The sequence below is a fragment of the Sodalis sp. RH15 genome (assembly GCF_047324255.1).
In the GTDB taxonomy this organism is placed as follows: domain Bacteria; phylum Pseudomonadota; class Gammaproteobacteria; order Enterobacterales; family Enterobacteriaceae; genus Acerihabitans; species Acerihabitans ligni.
This window is the reverse complement of sequence record NZ_CP178738.1, coordinates 2,796,012-2,815,076: the sequence shown is the minus strand read 5'-3', so window position 1 is coordinate 2,815,076 and position 19,065 is coordinate 2,796,012. Positions and strand designations below refer to the sequence as shown.

The 19,065-nt window shown below is 59.3% G+C and carries 16 protein-coding genes; 12 read left to right on the top strand and 4 right to left on the bottom strand.

What is annotated here, in order from left to right; genetic code table 11:
• Positions 1–2: 2 nt before the first annotated feature.
• The 11 genes from ACL2XO_RS12985 to ACL2XO_RS12935 all read left to right on the top strand — a co-directional run bounded on the left by ACL2XO_RS12985 (position 3) and on the right by ACL2XO_RS12935 (position 13,665).
• Positions 3–1,019: a quinone oxidoreductase family protein gene (locus ACL2XO_RS12985; RefSeq protein ID WP_132921941.1), complete on the top strand. Its 1,017-nt coding sequence runs from the start codon at positions 3–5 to the stop codon at positions 1,017–1,019.
• 325 nt (positions 1,020–1,344) lie between these two features.
• Positions 1,345–1,761, top strand: a complete 417-nt coding sequence (locus ACL2XO_RS12980) for a PaaI family thioesterase (protein WP_132921943.1) — start codon at positions 1,345–1,347, stop codon at positions 1,759–1,761.
• 9 nt (positions 1,762–1,770) lie between these two features.
• The gene (locus ACL2XO_RS12975; protein WP_413742889.1) at positions 1,771–2,559 is read left to right on the top strand and encodes a VOC family protein; all 789 of its coding nucleotides are present in this window, start codon (positions 1,771–1,773) and stop codon (positions 2,557–2,559) included.
• Positions 2,556–4,082 (top strand): class I adenylate-forming enzyme family protein, encoded by a 1,527-nt coding sequence (locus tag ACL2XO_RS12970; RefSeq protein WP_413742888.1) that lies wholly within the window; start codon positions 2,556–2,558, stop codon positions 4,080–4,082. The genes ACL2XO_RS12975 and ACL2XO_RS12970 overlap by 4 nt, the downstream gene beginning before the upstream one ends.
• 11 nt (positions 4,083–4,093) lie before the next feature.
• Positions 4,094–5,716 (top strand): gamma-glutamyltransferase, encoded by a 1,623-nt coding sequence (ggt, locus tag ACL2XO_RS12965; protein WP_413742887.1) that lies wholly within the window; start codon positions 4,094–4,096, stop codon positions 5,714–5,716.
• A 163-nt stretch (positions 5,717–5,879) separates the two neighbouring features.
• Positions 5,880–6,368 carry an RrF2 family transcriptional regulator gene (locus ACL2XO_RS12960; protein ID WP_413724213.1) on the top strand — a complete coding sequence of 163 codons (489 nt, stop codon included), beginning with the start codon at positions 5,880–5,882 and terminating at the stop codon, positions 6,366–6,368.
• Between the two features lie 278 nt (positions 6,369–6,646).
• Positions 6,647–7,834 (top strand): efflux RND transporter periplasmic adaptor subunit, encoded by a 1,188-nt coding sequence (locus tag ACL2XO_RS12955; protein ID WP_413724212.1) that lies wholly within the window; start codon positions 6,647–6,649, stop codon positions 7,832–7,834.
• Positions 7,835–7,855: 21 nt separating this feature from the next.
• On the top strand, positions 7,856–11,008 hold the full coding sequence (locus ACL2XO_RS12950; protein WP_132921949.1) for an efflux RND transporter permease subunit: 3,153 nt from the start codon (positions 7,856–7,858) through the stop codon (positions 11,006–11,008).
• A 163-nt stretch (positions 11,009–11,171) separates the two neighbouring features.
• The gene (gene folM, locus ACL2XO_RS12945; protein WP_413742886.1) at positions 11,172–11,897 is read left to right on the top strand and encodes a dihydromonapterin reductase; all 726 of its coding nucleotides are present in this window, start codon (positions 11,172–11,174) and stop codon (positions 11,895–11,897) included.
• Positions 11,848–13,017 (top strand): glycosyltransferase family 9 protein, encoded by a 1,170-nt coding sequence (locus ACL2XO_RS12940; protein ID WP_413742885.1) that lies wholly within the window; start codon positions 11,848–11,850, stop codon positions 13,015–13,017. The genes folM and ACL2XO_RS12940 overlap by 50 nt, the downstream gene beginning before the upstream one ends.
• A 27-nt stretch (positions 13,018–13,044) precedes the next feature.
• Positions 13,045–13,665, top strand: coding sequence for a TetR/AcrR family transcriptional regulator (locus tag ACL2XO_RS12935; protein ID WP_413742884.1), 621 nt, complete (start codon positions 13,045–13,047; stop codon positions 13,663–13,665).
• Between the two features lie 254 nt (positions 13,666–13,919).
• Here ACL2XO_RS12935 and ACL2XO_RS12930 read toward each other — a convergent pair whose 3' ends face one another.
• The 3 genes from ACL2XO_RS12930 to ACL2XO_RS12920 all read right to left on the bottom strand — a co-directional run bounded on the left by ACL2XO_RS12930 (position 13,920) and on the right by ACL2XO_RS12920 (position 17,288).
• Positions 13,920–14,519 (bottom strand): hypothetical protein, encoded by a 600-nt coding sequence (locus ACL2XO_RS12930; protein ID WP_203521751.1) that lies wholly within the window; start codon positions 14,517–14,519, stop codon positions 13,920–13,922.
• A 110-nt stretch (positions 14,520–14,629) separates the two neighbouring features.
• Positions 14,630–16,186: a hydantoinase/oxoprolinase N-terminal domain-containing protein gene (locus ACL2XO_RS12925; protein ID WP_413742883.1), complete on the bottom strand. Its 1,557-nt coding sequence runs from the start codon at positions 16,184–16,186 to the stop codon at positions 14,630–14,632.
• Positions 16,176–17,288 carry a DUF917 domain-containing protein gene (locus tag ACL2XO_RS12920; protein WP_413742882.1) on the bottom strand — a complete coding sequence of 371 codons (1,113 nt, stop codon included), beginning with the start codon at positions 17,286–17,288 and terminating at the stop codon, positions 16,176–16,178. The genes ACL2XO_RS12925 and ACL2XO_RS12920 overlap by 11 nt, the downstream gene beginning before the upstream one ends.
• Before the next feature lie 391 nt (positions 17,289–17,679).
• Here ACL2XO_RS12920 and ACL2XO_RS12915 point away from each other — a divergent pair, with 391 nt between their 5' ends.
• A complete protein-coding gene (locus ACL2XO_RS12915) occupies positions 17,680–18,414 on the top strand; it encodes a helix-turn-helix transcriptional regulator (protein ID WP_413724206.1) in 735 nt (244 codons plus the stop codon).
• Positions 18,415–18,445: 31 nt separating this feature from the next.
• Here the strand turns inward: ACL2XO_RS12915 and sodC are convergent, their stop codons facing one another.
• Positions 18,446–18,970 carry a superoxide dismutase[Cu-Zn] gene (gene sodC, locus ACL2XO_RS12910; RefSeq protein WP_413724205.1) on the bottom strand — a complete coding sequence of 175 codons (525 nt, stop codon included), beginning with the start codon at positions 18,968–18,970 and terminating at the stop codon, positions 18,446–18,448.
• Positions 18,971–19,065 lie beyond the last annotated feature (95 nt).

Sequence of the window (19,065 nt, the reverse complement as noted above, 5' to 3'; positions counted from 1 at the left end):
TTGTGAGCGATACCATGAAAGCCCTAGTCCTGACCCAGCACGGCGATCTCGACGAGCTGCGGGTGATTGATGATAAACCCCGCCCATCGGCCGCCGCCGGTCACGTGGTGGTGCGGGTGGGAGCATCTTCCTTCAACTACCACGACGTTTTCACCGTGCGCGGCATGCCGGGCATCAAGGTGCCCCTGCCGGTGGTTATCGGCCTCGATTTGGCCGGTACCGTCACCGAGGTGGCGCCGGATGTAAGCGACTGGAAAATCGGCGATCGCGTGTTGGTGAATCCGCTGAAGCCCGGCGTGGGCCTTATGGGTGAAATGACCGACGGCGGCATGGCGGAATATGCGGCGGTGGACGCCAAGCAGCTTATCCGCTTGCCGGCGGGAGTAGACTTTCCCCAGGCCGCGGCCCTGCCGGTGGCTTACGGTACCGCCCATCGCATGCTGGTCACCCATAACACCGTGAAGAAGGGCGATCGGGTACTGATACTCGGCGCCAGCGGCGGCGTGGGCACCGCCAGCGTCATCCTGGCCAAACATCTGGGCGCCGAAGTGATCGCCTGCGCCGGCAGCGAAGAAAAGGCCCAGGCATTGAAAGCGCTGGGGGCGGATCATGTGGTGAATTACCGCGAAACGGATTTCTCCAAATGGGCCATCGAACATTACGGCAAACCGCAGCGCCGCAGCTATGAAGGCGGCGTAGACGTGGTGATCAACTTCACCGGCGGCGAAACCTGGCGCCCCTCGCTAAAATGCCTGAAGCGGGGCGGCCTGCTGCTGGTGTGCGGCGCCACCGCCGGCTACGACCCGAAAGAAGACCTGCGCTATATATGGAGTTTTGAACTCACCGTCAAGGGCTCAAACAGCTTTTACCAAGAAGACCTTTCCGCCCTGCTGGACATGATTGCCGACGGCTCCATCGACCCGCTGATCGACCGGGTATTGCCGCTGGAACAGGCGGCGGAAGGGCTGCGGCTGATCCGCGACCGCGAAGTGCTGGGCAAGGTCATAGTGACGCCGTAACAAATTACCGGATCCACGGACTCCCGTGGCGCGGTAGGCCCGCCAACACCGGACGCGACAGCGAGCCTGTTAAAGGGAGACCGTGCCGATGGGGTCGACGCGGGCGTGGTTTTCCCGCTCGCCGGAGCGCCCCATGGCGCGGTAGGCCCGCTATCACCGGACGTGACAGCGAGCCTGTTAAAGGGAGACCGTGCCGATGGGGTCGAAGCGGGCGTGGTTTTCCCGCCCGCCGGAGCGCCCCATGGCGCGGTAGGCCCGCTATCACCGAACGTGACAACGCACCCGCGCACCGCCTTCAAATTTCAACATTCTTGAGGAGTAAGATATGGCAGAGATTCAGATTCCCGACGCCGCCGACGTACAGGCCCGGCTGTTAAAAGGCCCCTACCACCAATGGCTGGGCCTCGAAGTCCTGTCTGTGGGTAAAGGGGAAATCAAGATCCAGGCCCGCTTTCGCGACGAGTGGATAGTGAACGTAGCCGGCGGTTACATCCACGGCGGCATTCTCGCCGCGCTGGTGGATCTCACCGCCGACTGGTCACTGGTGGCCTATACCGGCAAAGGCGTACCCACCCTGGATTTACGGGTGGACTACCATCGCCCGGCACGGGGAAATTTAACCGCCGTCGGCCAGGTCATCAAAATAGGCAAACAATTCTCCAGCGCCGAAGCCCGGATTTACGACAGCGAAGGCGCGCTGGTGGCCAGCGGACGGGGACTCTACTCCACCGCCACCGCCTGAGGAAACCACATGAACCTCTCCCTTGATCACCTGGTGATAAACAGCCACTTCGCCGTTGAAAAGACGGCGGACATCTTCCGCGGACTGGGGTTTACCCTCACGCCCCGCGGCGTCCACTCCCTGGGTTCGCTAAATTACCTGATAATGTTCCCCGGACATTATCTGGAACTGGTGGGCCTGCCGACCCAGGGAGACAAAATTCGCCGTGAACTGCTGGAAAGCCCGCCCGGAATTGACGGATTGGTGTTCGCAAGCCCCGACGCCGCCCACACCGCCCGGCAGCTGAGCCAGGCGGAGTTTTCCTTGCAGCCGGTGCAATCCTTCTCCCGCGAGGTAGTGAGCAAAGACGCGCGGGGAGTGGCCCGCTTCACCACCGTTCGCCTCGCCGCCGGGGAATTCCCCGCCGGACGGGTCTATTTCTGTCAACACCATACCCCGGAGTGGGTCTGGCGCCCCGAATGGCTATCGCACCAAAACGGGGTCAGCGCCATCGACGAACTGACCCTGGTGGCCGACGAGCCGGAACAGCAAAAACAGCATTTCCGCCGGCTGGGCGATACAGATGAACGATTCCGGCTGACTATCATGCATCGCGACGAATTCGCCCGCCGCTGCGGCGGATTAATCCAGCCGCCCGCCGGGCGGGACAGCCTGTTCGCCGCCATAAGATTGCGCGGCGGCGACGGCGAGCGCATCGCCCGTGATGCGGCGGCCATGGGCATGCCCGTGCGCCGGGAGGGAGAACGGCTGCAGGTAGCCCTGCCCGATTTAATGACCTTACTCGAGTTCTTGCCATGACAGAGCTAATCCTGCCCAAGACCACCAATCTGGGCGCATTGATCGATCCCGCCCTGGACGGCGGCCAACTGGCTTTTATCGCTCCGCTGGACGGCGGCGGCGATGAACGGCTGACCTTCCGCGCACTGGACGCACGGGCGGACGGCATTGGCCGCGCCCTGCTGGCCCGCGGGTTTTCCCCCGGCGATCGCATCGCCATTCTCGGCCGCAACTCCATTGATTATGTTGCCAGCCTGCTGGGCATTTTGCGCGCCGGGCTGGTGGCGGTACCCGTCAACTTCAAATTCCCGGTAGAAACCCAGGAGAATATTTTACGCGACAGCGGCGCGCGTCTGCTAATGGGGGACCCGGATCACCTGGCCGCCACCGGCTACGCCATTCCTCGCGTGGTATTCCGCTCTTCACAGGCTGACGGTCTGAAGGCGTTTGAAGACCCCGGCGCGCTGCCCCTCTTTAACCCCAAACCGGAAGATCTGGCGCTGCTGCTCTATACCTCCGGCTCCACCGGCATGCCCAAAGGGGTGCGGCTGACCCATGCCAGCCATCTGTGGGTGGTGCGCAGCCGGCTGGCCAACCGGGAACTCACCGGCGAGCGGGTGCTGATTGCCGCGCCGCTGTACCATATGAACGCCCTGGCGCTGGTGCTGCTGACCCTGGCCAGCCATGTGACCACCGTGCTGCTGCCCCAGTTCAGCGCCGCGGCCTATATCGATGCTATTACCCGCTATCGCTGTACCTGGCTGACCGCGGTACCGCCGATGATCGCCATGATGCTACGGGAAAAAGCCCTGCTGCAGCACAGCGACCTGTCCAGCGTCCGGGTGGTGCGCATGGGATCGGCCCCGGTGAACGCCACCCTTTACGCGCAAATCGGGCAACTGCTGCCCTCGGCCCGCATCATCAATGCCTTCGGCACCACCGAGGGCGGTCCGGTGGTGTTCGGTCCCCATCCCCAGGGTATCCCCACTCCACTGCAATCCTCAGGCTATCCCCATCCAGAGGTTCAGGTCCGCCTGCGGGACGGCGAGGGCAATCTGACGGATAACACCGGCGTACTGGAAATGAAAAGCCCCGGCCTGATGCAGGGATATCACCAGCGTCCCGATATCAAACCGCCGTTTACCGATGACGGTTTTTATATTACCGGCGATGTTTTCAGCCGTGACGAAAACGGGTTTTATACCTTTGTCGGCCGCGTGGACGATATGTTCGTCAGCGGCGGGGAAAACATCTACCCCGGCGAAGTGGAGCAAATCATCGAGCGGCACCCGTCGGTACAGCAGGCCTGCGTGGTGCCGGTGCCGGACGACATCAAGGGAACCAAACCCACGGCCTGGGTGATTTTGCGGCCGGGACATAGCGCGACGACGGAGGAACTGAAACAGTTCACCTTGCGCCACGGCGCCGCCTACCTCCACCCGCGGCATATCTGGCTGGTGGACAGCTTTCCCCTCGCCGGGTCCAATAAAGTGGATCGCCGGGCATTGCAACGGGAAGCCGAGCGGCGCATTAACCAACAATAACGGAGCATCCCATGAGTTTTGATTGGCATAACCCCTATCTCACCACCCGTGCGCCGTTATTCGCCCGCAACGTGGTGGCGACCTCCCATCCCATTGCCGCCCAGGCCGGCAATCGCGCCCTGCTGGAGGGCGGTAACGCCGTGGACGCCGCCATTGCCGCCGCCGCCACCTTAACAGTGGTGGAACCCATATCCAACGGATTGGGCAGCGATGCCTTCGCGCTGGTGTGGGACGGGACGCAGTTGCACGGGCTGAACGCCTCCGGGCCCGCCCCCGCCGCCTGGAACCTGGACTATTTCCGCCAACGCTACGGCGAAGACGACCACGGGCTGGCGCGGCGGCCGGAACGGGGCTGGGACGCGGTGACGGTGCCGGGGGCCGTGGCGGGCTGGGAGGCATTGCACCGGCGCTTCGGCCGTCTCTCCTTTGAACAGCTGATGCAAACCGCTATCGAAGTGGCGGAGCGCGGCGTCACCATCGCGCCGATAGTCGCCCGCAAATGGCAGGCGGCGGTGCCGATACTGGCGGCGCAGCCCGGTTATGCGCAAACCTTTATGCCCGCCGGACGGGCGCCGTCCATCGGAGAAAAATTTGTCTTTCCCGGCGCCGCCCGCAGCCTGCGGCTGCTGGCGGACCAGGGCGGCCGCGCTTTTTATGAAGGAGAAATCGCCGAAAACATCGTCGCCTGGGCCAAGGGCACCGGCGGCGGCATGACCCTGGAAGATCTGGCGGCTTACCGTCCCGAGTGGGTCACCCCCATCAGCCGGACCTATCGCGGCTACGAAGTGCATGAAATCCCCCCCAACGGCCAGGGCATCGCCGCCTTGATAGCCCTTGGGATTCTGGAGCGGTTCGATCTGTCGTCACTGCCGCTGGACAGCGCCCAGGCGCAGCATCTGCAAATCGAGGCCATGAAGCTGGCCTTTGCCGATGTTTACCGCTACGTGGCGGATCCGGCCGCCATGGAAATCACTCCCGCCGACATGCTGGCGGATGCGTATCTGGACCAACGCGCGGCCATGATAGATCCGCGCAAGGCCGCCCTGCCCCAGCCGGGCAGGCCCGCCGCCGGCGGAACGGTCTATCTCAGCACCGCCGACGAGAGCGGCATGATGGTGTCGTTTATCCAATCCAACTATATGGGCTTCGGATCCGGGGTGGTGGTGCCGGAGTACGGCGTCAGCCTGCAAAACCGCGGCGCGGGATTTTCCAGCGATCCGCGTTCGGCGAACGTGGTGGCGCCGGGCAAGCGGCCTTTCCATACCATCATCCCGGCGTTCCTCACCAAGGACGGCCGGGCGCAGATGAGTTTCGGCGTGATGGGGGGCGATATGCAGCCGCAGGGCCATGTACAGACGCTGGTGCGGATGCTGGATTTTCATCAGCAGCCCCAGGCGGCCTGCGATGCGCCCCGCTGGAAAGTCAACCGTGATTTCACCCTGGATCTGGAATCCACCTTTGATCCGGCGGTGATGGCGCAATTGCAGCAGCAGGGGCACCGGCTCCATACCGTCGACGATCCCTATATGGATTTCGGTTCCGGCCAGTTTATCTGGCGGCTGTCAACCGACAGCGATCATGGCTACGTGGCCGCCAGCGACACCCGCCGGGACGGGCAGGCGGTGGGATTCTGATCGAGGGCCGTAGCCGAGCGGCCGGTTCGGGCCGGCACGCTTCCCGGCTGCGACCTTCTCCCGCAGTATCATAAACCGGGACTGGATTCTCCGTCGCAGATATGTAACTATTAAAAATGGATTTTAATAAAGCTAATTCTCCGGACAGCGCGAGAATGAATACATGATTGATCTACGCTTTCCCACGGCTCTGCAAATGGTGTTGAGCGTTGCCGACGCTCAGCAGAACGGAACCAGGGCCACCAGCGCCATTCTTGCCACCGGTTTACAGGCGAACCCGAGTTTTGTCCGTAAACTGATGGTGCCGCTGACCCGGGACGGAATCATTATGTCCACCCACGGCCGCCAGGGTTCCATCCATCTCGGCCGGCCGGCGGACCAAATCTCCCTGCAGGATATTTATCTGTCCGTCATGGACGACAAGCCGCTGTGGGGCAAGCGTCCCGACGTGCCGCAGTGTTGCCTGGTGTCGGCCAATACCGGCTGGTTTTTCGACACACTGGCCGGCGAAGCCGAGCAGGCCTGCCTTGAGGTACTGGCACGGCGTACCGTCGCCGATGCCCTGCGGGAACTGCACGAAAAGGATCGCCGCCTTTCGGCGCAGGACGGCGGCGGCGCGCCGGCATCGGCGAATCTTCCCCCTGCGGATTAATCCCCCCTCATCGATGGGCAGATACCGCCCTTTCGGGCAAAACGATTTCATCACTTTACTATAACGTACTGGACATAATAGATCCGAAGCTGCCCGCCATGCCCGGAGCGGCTCGTTATAGACCCTCTTTTTAGCGCCTTAAAAAGCAACAATAACACTTGCATTTTATTAACTGCCTTCCTACAATTTGCGCTTTAAGTGTATTTATAATAGTTGCAATTAAATCATCGAGGATGCCGTTGGATTCAGCGCATCTTCTTAACATCAGGGCTTCCTCCATGACAGACATTAACGTTTTTCGCTACCCCTTGGAACATGCCAGGTACAGCCTGGTTTTACCCGCTGTGCTGCTGGCGCTGCAACTGGCCGGCTGTGACGCCGGCAGCGCGGTGCAGACCGCCCCGCCGCCGCCCTCCGTCAGCGTCGCCCCGGTTTTGCTCAAGCAAATAGAGCCGCTGGATACCTTTAACGGCCGCGTCGAAGCGGTGCAAAGCGTACAGCTACGGCCCAGGGTATCCGGCTATATCGACCGGGTGAATTTCAAGGAAGGGCAGGAAGTCCATAAGGGCGATGTGCTCTTCACCATCGACGACCGCACCTACCGCGCCGCCCTGCAACAGGCCAAGGCGGAACTTGCCGGCGCCGTTACCCAGGCGAAGCTGGCCCGCAGCGAATCGGGACGCACGGAAAAACTGCTGAGCACCAGCGCCGTCTCGGCGGAACAGGGCGAACAACGCCGCTCCGCCGCCGAACAGGCCCAGGCCAATGTGCTGTCGGCCCAGGCCGCGGTGGATACCGCCCAGCTGAATATGGATTTCACCCGCGTTACCGCCCCCATCGACGGCCGCGCAGGCAGCGCGCAGATTACCGCCGGCAACCTGGTCACCGCCGGCGACAGCGCCAGCGTGCTCACGACCCTGGTCTCCCTGGATACGGTATATGTCTATTTTGATGTGGATGAAAGCACCTTCCTGCGCTATCAGGGGCTGGCCCGGGGCAACGGCGGCAATCGCCCGCAGGAAGTGCACATCGCCCTGGTGGGTGAAGAGGGCTATCCCCACACCGGCAAAATCGATTTTCTCGATAATCAGCTAGCCCCCAGCACCGGCACCATTCGCATGCGCGCATTGCTGGACAACCGCGATCGGCGCTTTACCCCCGGCCTGTTCGCCCGCGTGCAATTGCCCGCAAGTCAACGTTTCAATGCCATGCTGATTGACGACAAAGCCGTGGTAACCGACCAGGACCGCAAGTTCGTGTACGTGCTGGACAGCACGGGCAAGGCGCAACGGCGCGATATCACCCCCGGCCGCGAATTCGACGGCATGCTGGTGGTACAGGAAGGCCTGGCGCCCGGCGATAGGGTGGTCATCGACGGCGTGCAAAAAATATTCATGCCCGGCATGCCGGTTAACGCCAAAAACGTGCCGATGACCTCGGCTCCAGCCGCCACCGTGCTTAACTAGGCCGTCAAGGAACCCGCTGCCATGGACTTTTCCCGGTTTTTCATCGATCGGCCGATTTTTGCCGCCGTTTTATCGATCATTATTTTTGTCACCGGCATTATTGCCATCCCGCTGTTGCCCATCAGCGAATATCCTGAGGTGGTGCCTCCCAGCGTGCAGGTGCGGGCGCAATATCCGGGCGCCAATCCCAAGGAAATCGCCGAAACGGTGGCGACGCCGCTGGAAGAAGCGATCAACGGCGTGGAAAACATGATGTACATGAAATCCGTCGCCGGTTCGGACGGCGTCCTGGTGACCACCGTGACCTTCCGCCCCGGTACGGACCCGGATCAGGCCCAGGTGCAGGTGCAAAACCGGGTGGCGCAGGCTCAGGCCCGGCTGCCCGACGATGTGGTTCGCCAGGGCGTCACCACCCAGAAACAATCCCCCACCATGACCCTGGTGGTACATCTGACCTCCCCGTCGGGCAAATATGATTCATTATATTTGCGCAATTACGCCACCCTCAACGTCAAGGACGAACTGGCCCGCCTGCCCGGCGTCGGTCAAATCCAGGTGTTCGGCGCCGGCGAGTACGCCATGCGCGTGTGGCTCGATCCGCAAAAAGTAGCGTCGCGCGGACTGACCGCCTCGGACGTGGTGGCCGCTATCCGCGAACAGAATGTGCAGGTTTCCGCCGGTCAGCTGGGGGCTGAGCCCATGCCCACCACCAGCGACTTCTTATTATCCATCAATGCCCGGGGCCGGCTGGAAAACGAGGAAGAGTTCGGCAATATCATTCTCAAAAGCGGCGATGACGGCGAAGTGGTACGGCTGCGGGATGTGGCCCGCATTGAAATGGGCGCCGGCAGCTATGCCTTGCGTTCCCAGTTAAACAACCAGGAAGCGGTGGGCATCGGCATCTTTCAGTCCCCCGGCGCCAACGCCATCGACCTGTCCAACGCGGTACGGGCAAAAATGGCCGAACTGGCCACCCGCTTTCCCGAGGGCATGACCTGGAAAGCCCCTTACGACCCGACCATTTTCGTGCGCGACTCCATTCACGCCGTGATCCAGACCCTGTTTGAGGCGGTGATACTGGTGGTATTGGTGGTCATCCTGTTCCTGCAGACCTGGCGCGCGTCGATTATCCCGCTGCTGGCGGTGCCCATATCCGTCATCGGCACCTTTTCCATCCTCTATTTGCTGGGTTTTTCCCTTAATACGCTCAGCCTGTTCGGCTTGGTGCTGGCCATCGGCATCGTGGTGGACGACGCCATCGTGGTGGTGGAGAACGTCGAGCGCAATATCTCAGAGGGACGCAGCCCGGTGGAAGCCGCCCACCAGGCCATGCGCGAGGTGTCCGGCCCTATTGTCGCCATCGCGCTGGTGCTGTGCGCGGTGTTTGTCCCCATGGCGTTTCTGTCCGGCGTGACCGGCCAGTTCTACAAGCAGTTCGCGGTGACCATCGCCATTTCCACGGTGATTTCGGCCATCAATTCCCTGACGCTGTCGCCGGCCCTGGCGGCCCTGCTGCTGAAGTCCCACGACGCGCCGAAAGACGTGCCGACGCGCCTGATAGACCATTTGCTCGGCTGGCTGTTCCGGCCCTTTAACCGCTTTTTCGCTTCCGGCTCCCATCGCTATCAGCGCGCCGTCGCCCGCACCCTCAACCGGCGCGGGGCGGTATTCGCGGTCTATATCCTGTTGCTGGTGGGCGCGGGGGTGATGTTTAAAGCGGTGCCGGGCGGATTTATCCCTACCCAGGATAAACTCTACCTCATCGCCGGCGTGAAAATGCCTGAAGGATCGTCCCTGGCCCGTACCGATGCGGTCATTCGCAAAATCAGCGCCATGGGCATGAATACCGAAGGCGTCAGCGACGCGGTATCGTTTCCGGGTCTTAATGCTCTGCAATTCACCAATACACCCAATACCGGCACGGTATTTTTCGCCCTGAAACCCCTGAGCGAACGGCATCGCACCGCCCTTGAGATCAACGCCGAGATCAACGCCAAAATCAGCCAGATTCAGGAAGGCTTTGCATTTTCCATCATGCCGCCGCCCATTCTGGGCCTGGGCCAGGGCTCCGGATATTCACTGTATATCCAGGACCGCGCCGGCCTGGGCTACGGCGCGCTGCAAAACGCGGTTAACGCCATGTCCGGCACCATTGCCCAGACGCCGGGGATGCAATTCCCCATCAGCGCCTATCAGGCCAATGTGCCGCAGCTGGACGCCCGCGTCGACCGGGATAAGGCCAAGGCGCAGGGAGTGCCGCTCACCGAACTGTTCGCTACGCTGCAAACCTATCTGGGTTCCACCTATATCAATGACTTTAACCGATTCGGGCGCACCTGGCAGGTGTTCGCCCAGGCGGACGCCCCCTTCCGCCAGAGTACCGGCGATATCGCCAATCTGCGCACCCGCAACAATAAAGGGGAAATGGTGCCCATCGGCAGCATGGTGACCCTGGGCACCACTTACGGACCGGATCCGGTGATCCGCTATAACGGTTACCCGGCGGCGGACCTTATCGGCGACGCCAATCCGCGTATTCTCTCCTCCGCCCAGGCAATGGAAAAAGTAAGCGCGATAGCAAGCCATGTGCTGCCCTTCGGCATGAACATCGAATGGACCGATTTGAGCTACCAGCAGTCCACCCAGGGCAATACGGCGCTTATCGTCTTCCCGGTGGCGGTGTTGCTGGCGTTCCTGGTGCTGGCGGCCCTTTATGAGAGCTGGACGCTGCCGCTGGCGGTGATCCTGATTGTGCCCATGACCATGCTCTCCGCGCTGTTCGGCGTCTGGCTCACCGGCGGCGACAATAATGTCTTTGTCCAGGTGGGGCTGGTGGTATTGATGGGTCTGGCCTGTAAAAACGCCATTTTGATTGTGGAGTTCGCCCGCGAACTGGAAATGCAGGGCCGAAGCATTGTCGAGGCGGCACTGGAAGCCTGCCGCCTGCGGCTGCGGCCGATTGTCATGACCTCCATCGCCTTCATTGCCGGTACCGTGCCGCTGATTCTGGGCCATGGCGCCGGCGCGGAAGTGCGCGGCGTCACCGGCATTACGGTATTCGCCGGCATGCTGGGGGTCACCCTGTTCGGTTTGTTCCTGACCCCGGTGTTTTATGTCGCATTGCGCACCCTGGTCAGCCGTAAAAGCAGGGTGAGGGAAAGCCTGACCGCCTGAGTTATAGACCTGGATTAAAGAGTAGTGGAGCGCGGGAAATTTTTGTCGATATAATGTCGGAATTCCATGACACCATACCCACGGTAATTCGGGTTGCAGGACAGGCGAAGCACCTGCAACCTGAAGTATGGCGGGTATAAGCCAATGAATTCAGGAGACGTGGTTGACAAAGATAATCCCATCCGCGCCGGTACTGATTACCGGCGGTGCGCGCCGTATCGGTTTGGCGTTGGCGGAATCACTGCTGCGACAGGGAATCCCGGTCATCGTCAGTTACCGCCAGTACTACCCGGCACTCGATACGCTGGCATCCCTGGGCGCCCACTGTATACAGGCTGATTTTTCGGATAACCGCGGTATTTACGCCTTCGCGGAACAGGTCAAAGCCTATAGCGGCAAGCTGCGGGCGATTATCCATAATGCCAGCGCATGGGTGGCGGAAAGCGCGGAAACGCCGCCGGAAGACACCATGGCCGCGATGCTGCAAATTCACGTTTATACCCCCTATCTGCTGAACCTGGCCCTCGAACCCTGCCTGCGGGACCAGGGGCATGCGGCGGCGGATATTATTCATATCACCGACTTCGCCGTTGAAAAAGGCAGCAAAAAACATATCGCCTATGCGGCCAGCAAGGCCGCCCTGGACAATATGACCCGGTCCTTTGCGCGCAAATTGGCCCCCGATGTCAAAGTCAACGCCATCGCCCCGGCCCTGATTCTGTTTAATGAGCAGGACGATGAGGAATATCGCCGGCATGTGCTGAATAAAACCCTGATGAAGATTGAGCCGGGAGAAATGGAAATTGTGGATCTGGTGAATTATCTGTTTAAAAGCCGTTATGTCACCGGCCAGACCCTCGGCCTGGACGGCGGCAGATGTTTACGCTGAAGCCGATACCCAGGGGGTTAAACCCAGGGAGGGTATTGCCACGGACATCATAAGCGGCGATGACGCGCTGTTTCATCCCGGCAGCCTGTTAACCGGCGACGGGCACGTGGTGGCCTCTTACGATATCGAGCAGCAGCGGGAGATCGGCTGCTATCGCAGCTTATATTCCCAGGCCGGCTTTTTTAATGCCGCGGCCGCGGCGTTTACTCTTGATTATGCGCGCCTGTCCGCCGTGCATATCGTCAACGGCATGGGGGTGGCCCTCGGTGATTCCATAATCGGCCTCACCGCCGTCGAGGCGCTGCGCTTTTTCAATCCCGCCCTGCATGCGGTGCTTTACCGGCCTGGCCGGGCGCCGGCCTATGTGGAGTCGCTCTATCACATGGCGGCCGGCATCATCGGGGAGATGCGCTGGCTGCCCCGGACGCTGACGGAAGTGTGCGGTCCGGAGCCCCGTATCGATCTGGGCAATCATCTTTTCCGGCCGGCCTTTGCCGCCATGCCGATGATTGACTTTTTTCTCCGCTCATTGGGGGTTGATCCCGCCGCCGTGCCGACGGGCCTCAAGGCTAACCGCTGGCTGCAGCGCCTCTGTCTGCCGCCGCCGCCCGCCCCCTGGCGGGAAAATGAGTATGTCTTGTTTTGCCCCAGCGCCAGTACACCGCTGCGCAGTATCCCGGTGATGATGCATAAAACCTTGGTGGAGCGCCTATGGCGGCGCTTCGCCTGCCCGGTGCTGGGCTTCGGTCCGCTGGACTCTGCCCATTATATTGATATAGCCGGATATGCAACCGATACCCCACAGTTCCTGTCCTGGATAAAGCATGCCCGCTTCGTCCTCTCGTCGGATTCGGCTGCGGTACATGCGGCGGCGGGGTTTGACGTGCCGTCGACGGCTATCTTTACCTCTATCCCGCCGGAACTGCGGGTCAGGGATTATACCTTATGCCGGCCGATAGCCCTTGATGTGCCGACGGTGCGCAACATGCACGCCAGCGCGCGCCCGCAGGATATCGCCCTGCTGGAGCAGGCGTATCAAAAGCTGGACGTGGAGTCTATCGCCCCTGTGGGCATAAACCCCTCAGCTTATCGAGCGGCCGGCGACGATACCCTTGAATAGGAAACGATCGTTTCCTATTATACTGCCATGCCTACATCGCCTATATCACCAAAGTCCCCGCGCAGCGCGGGCCGGCCGCGGGAATTCGACATTGACGCAGCCATAGATGCGGTAGTGCCGTTGTTCCGCGAACGCGGTTTCAGCTCAGCCTCCATCACCGATATCAGTGCGGCGATGCAGCTGTCGGCCGGCAGCATTTATAAAGCTTTCGGCGACAAGCGCGAGCTTTTTTTCCGTGCTTTTCACCGCTATACCAGCACGCGCCATGTGCAGCTGCAAAAGCGCCTGGAAACCGAGACCATGGGATTCGACAAGCTAAGAGCCATGCTTATCTTCTACGCCGAGACCTCACACGGCGAAGAAGGTCGGCGCGGCTGTCTGGTTGCGGCCAGCGCCATCGAGCTCGCTACCTTTGATTCAGCGATGGCTGACCTGGTGACAAGCGCCTTGCATCGCGTGGAGTCAACACTGCGCGGCCTGATCCGGCTCGGCCAGTCCGATGGCTCCATTCCCGCGGGAATCGATACGGAGGCCACCGCATGCCTGTTGCTGAGCATGCTGCAGGGGTTTCGTGTGATCGGCAAGGCCGGGCGCGCCCGGCCTGAAATGCTGGCGGCGGCCGAACAGGCCATACGCCTGCTCAGTTAAAAATTTAGCCAATTTGGAATTGATCATTTCCAAATACCGGCGGCATGAAATCTTATTTATCACTTTCTCCAGGAGCATTTATGACAGAGCCGCAATCCAACACGGTTTCTCCCTCAATGGTTCGAATGATGGCTTTTTTTGACGAGGAGTGACTAGCTGCGCGGGCAGAGCTTTATGCGTCATTACGCGCCGCCGATTGCCGGCATAAACGATGGCGCGCCAAGGTGTGATGGAACGCCTTTGCCCGTGCCTGTTCAGTAGACCGCGCTGTGCCCGGCCTCAGTCCGGGCCGTGACGCGCTTACCCCCTCCCCAATCTTGGCGCGGCCAGATTACCCCTTGCGCCAGAATTTGTGCAAAAGCGGCGTTATGGGCAATTTTATCGGCATCCAGCAGCAGATTCCGGCCGACATACAAATCCTCCGGCAAGGCAGTGATGTTAGTCCCCTGGATATTGAGGTAATCACCGACAAAAAGGTTTTTTGGCAAGGTAGCAATGGGCGTGTTTTCCAGATCCAAACCGCCTTCGACGCTCAGGTTATCCGGTAATTCGCTTATTTGGGAATTTTCCAGAAATACATTGCCGCCCACCTGTAAATCCTCGGGCAATGTTTTGATGGGCGAGTTTTTCAAGTCCAGATCTTCAATGACCCGCAGCTCGCTGGGTAAACTTTCCAGCTGGGAATATCTTATGATAATTGAATTTATGACGACAAGCTTTGGGGGTATATGGGTAATACCGCTGGAGGTTAAATTCAGGGTGCCGTAAATCACCGTACTGCCGTCACACTTTCGGCTGAACTCGAGATTGCTTTTGAACAGGAATTGGTAAAAGCAGGAACCGGAATTACACATGCTACTTCTCCCGCACACTACATGCGCATCATTACAGGTTAAGGTTCTTCCATGTTAAGAAGCGAAGATATCCGGGTATAGAGTAACGAATACCCCCCGACTCCGTCGTTTCAGAACTTCAGGCTCCCCACCGCTTTAGCGCGTATGCGCAAGGCATTGCCGGGCATATAGGCCAGGGGCAAGGTATCAAGATCGATGATTTCGACGGTGCCCGGGATCGCTCCCGCCGTGATGGCCGCTGCCCGCGCCTTGAGGGCGGCATCCGCCAGCCAGCTCTCCCGATCGCGATGTTTCAGGGACACAATGGTATCGATGCTGCCGCTGACCTGGGCGAGGGCCACCCCGGCGGCATTGGCCACATCGGCATTCACCGGCCTGATAACCTTCGAGGCGCCCCGCAATCGGGTGGGCAGCAACCCGGCCCCGCCCCCCACCAGAATCACCGGTATGGGATCGTCTTGGGTTTTCAGCCGGTCTATCGCATCCTCCACCATGCCGACATAGCGCGCATAAGCCCGCTCCACCAGTTCGGCGGATAAATGCCGGATCCGCCGGCTATCCCCCAGATGCATCAGACCCTTCGCCACCGAAATATCGGTGACGGTTATGGTGTCGCCGCCGAAAATCAAGGCGCGCCGTGTTAATTCATATCCCACGCTTTCAGGGCCGATACGGATGCTGTTGCCGGCGCCCACCGTGACAATGGAACCGCCCCCCAGCCCGATGGAAATAATGTCCGGCATGCGAAAGTTGGTTCGCACTCCGCCTATTTCCGCGGCATGGCTCGATTCCCGCGGGAACCCTTTCGACAATATGCCGATATCGGTGGTGGTACCGCCGACATCCACCACCAGGGCATCACGCACGTCCGCCAGGTACGATGCCCCGCGGATGCTGTTGGTGGGACCGGAGGCGACGGTATGTATTGGGAAGGCCCGCGCCTGCCGCAGCGTCATCAGGGTGCCGTCGTTCTGCCCGAAATAAATCTCCGCGTGGATGTCGTGCCGGCGCAGCGCCATATCGAAACCCTCGGTGATATCGCGGACGGCGCCATGCAGCGCGGCATTTAAAATACAGGCGTTTTCACGCTCCAGTAAACCGATGGATCCGATTTCTCCTGACAGGGAAACAGCAATCTCCGGCCCCAGCTCTTCCCGCGCCAGCACCGCCACCCGCCGTTCCTGGACGTCCGACACCGGCGCAAAGACGCCGCAGACGGAAATCGAATCCACCTGCCCTTTCACTTCCCGCAGGTATCTGCGAATCAGCGCTTCGTCAAGGCACGCCAGCAAGTCGCCGTTATATTCGTAACCTCCGCCCACGATAAACAGCCGGTCTGACAACAGGCGGCGCAAATCGTCGGGAATATCGCTTAACGGCGGGATGGCAAGGGTAGCCGGCGCCCCCAGCCGGAAATGAGCCAGCGGGTTCAGGCCCTTGCGTTCAACAATGGCGTTGGTGCAGTGGGTCGTACCGAGCATGGCCCGCCTGATGGCGGACTTATCGATATCGGCCTCGCCGAGCAAGGCGGTTATGGCATCGTCGATTCCCGACATGATATCCGCCGTGGTGGGCCGCTTGGTACGGGCGACAACGATGCCATGCCGGTTAAGCAAGGCGGCATCGGTGTTGGTTCCGCCGACGTCGATTCCGATTCTATATGTCATGGTCATGGTCATGTTCCCCGTTTCCGGCGGCCAAGGTTTCAACCGCGATAAAATCAGTGTCGTAATTGAAATAGCGGGGGCCTGCCACTTCGATGCCGCGCGGCGTGCGCCATCTTTCGTTGGCCGGGACGCCCAATGCCGCCACCCGCACGCCGTAGCGTAATCGTTCGCTCAGGATCGGCAGGCCGGTATCCTCATCCAACAGGATAATCAGGTCGGGGGTCATGCAAACCGGAGCGGCCCCGCATCGGGCCAGCAGATATTCGTTTTGAAAATAAACCTCGAACTGCCTGCCCTTTTGGTCATCCACGCCGGCGAACGCCGCCACCCCCAGGGTAAAGCCTCCTTCACTGCGCTGATCCACGTTGACGGCCTTACCGCGGAACAAGACATAGCCCCCCAGCGCCTTCGTCAGCATGGATACCATGCCGGATTTATCGCGGCGTGCCTGCTCCACCATCCGGCCGAGGTTCTGCATAAAGCTCAGGGATCCCGTAATGCCCGATCTCGCCGCCTGCGCCGGGGAAACGGGATAAGCGGCAAAAATGGCCGCGCCTCCCATCTTCACCGAAACCGCACGGGCAAACTTCTCCGCCACATGATTGTCGTCGGCTTCCACCACGCAGGAATCGTATTTTTCGTTGACCACGACAAAAGGCGACGCCCCCACGCCCTCGAGATGAAATGTCGTCATCTGGAACTCGGGGAAGGCCCGTCCCATGGCGTCCAGATCCACCACCGGCAGGCCCAGGCGCGAAGCGGTGGCCAGCGGCAGCAGGGAGTTGATTCCGCCGGCCTCGATGGGATAGATAGCGGCGATTTTCCTGCCCAGCCGCCTTTCCATCAGCCGGCAGGCGGCGACGGATTCATTACCGTTCGGCACTTTTTCCATCATGATCGTGGGCGACCCTATCATGCCGATGGACAGCAGCAAATCATCCGGCGACAGCTCCCCGACGGAAACCAATGCCAGCGGGCCGTGTTCCTCTATGGCCTTGAGCGCCATGATTTTGCCGATGTATGGATCGCCTCCGCCGCCGCTCGCCATAAGCGAGGCGCCGATACTGATATGTTCAATCGCGTGTTTATCCAATAGGCGCATAACAGATCCCGACTGGTAATAGGGTTGATCTTAAAATAGCCGGCCGCGGGTATTGCCCAGGGGCGCCATGAATAATCAAGACGTGCTCGGAACGAAAAAAAATAATAAAAAATGATATTATTCTTTCGTTAAAATAACATTCTGATAAAAGAAGACAAATTAAAGCATAAAAATTTGTGGTACCGCCAGTTTTTTGTTAAAAAAAAGGAAACGCACGCTGATGAAATACGCAAAAGGCATTATCGTCAACTATAATAAAATAAACATCATTCATTTGATATTTAATTATTTTTTAAATATTTTATTGACCGTTTACGTCTGTTTTTTCACCGATTGGCTGCTGGCAAGGTCAATTGATATTTCAGATAATAATATATTGGATGATAGATAAATGGATCGCAATATCAGTCAAGCCTTTGAAGCCTTTCAAAAGTATTCCATCGATATATCGCAGCAGCTTCTTCTTTTATGGGAGACATCGCGGGAACCCTGGGGCGTTAAAAATATCGATTCGCAGTATGTTTATGCAAATAAAGCTTATTATGAGCTGCTCAATATTAATCGTGCATCAATGAGTATTGAAGGATATTATGATGATGAACTACCGTGCTCCATTGCGAAATTTGCCTGGTTTTTCAAAGAGCACGATCGTAATACCCTGGCGGTACAAGACCGGCTGTGTTCGCTGGAAATTCATTGCTATGGTCCTGAGCAAATATTAAAGCCTTATTATTTTGATAAATTTCCTTTGTTTGACAATTCCACGGCTCAATGTGTCGGCACAATATTTCATGCCCGGCAATTTGAAAACTTCTCTCTGCTAAAGCATCTCAACGGCGAGCAGCCGGGATTCTTTCGCTTCTACCCGCCGGAAAATCTGTTTACTGAAAGAGAACTGGACGTGATTTTTTTCGCCCTGCAATCCATGCCCAGTAAAAATATCGCCAAACGACTCAACCGTTCGCACCGGACCATAGAGAATAAATTACAACAGATTTATCAAAAAGCCGATGTGCATAACCTCAGCCAATTCCAGGCATTTTGCAAAGAGAAAGGTTTTGACCGCTTTATCCCGCAGAAATTCTTCAGCCCCGGCAGCCGGATGCTTACCGACGATGACGGGTGACGCCGCCGGTAACAACCGGCGGCGGATTGATTTACCGGATCACCGCGCAGGCGATACGTTCGCCTGCGCCGCCGATGGGCTGGCTTTCGTAATCATCGGGTTTGCCGTGGATAATCAAGGAAGAACCGTCCTGATCCAGCAAGGCGGGACGTCCGTTGCCGGGACTCACCGCCACCAGAGTGGAATAGAGTTCCACGGTCAGCTTGCCGTCGGCGCCGACAAACACATTGGGCAAATCCCCCGCGTCGTTGGCGTTGCCGTTCAGGATGCCGTGCACCACGGGCATCTCGCTGTGCACATGGGAACCGGCGTCGTTGAATTTATCCTTGGCGCTGCACGATCCCTTTTCATGGAAATGCACGCCGTGCCAGCCGGGGGATATGCCCGTCGCCTCGATACGCAAGATCACCCCTTTTGGCGCCTCGGTAACGGTTATCTTACCCAGACTTTTCCCGTCCCTTCCCATCAGGCTACCGGTATGCACCACCGGGTTGGGCTGGGCCCATAACGGTCCGGCAAACAACACCGATAGCATAAATATGATAATACGCCCCATAGATTTCCTCCTATAGCGTCGAAAACGGCAGATGGTTTTTTACAAAAGCGCCGGCGGCGCATGAGTCAATCATAGCCGACACAGGGGATTTACAC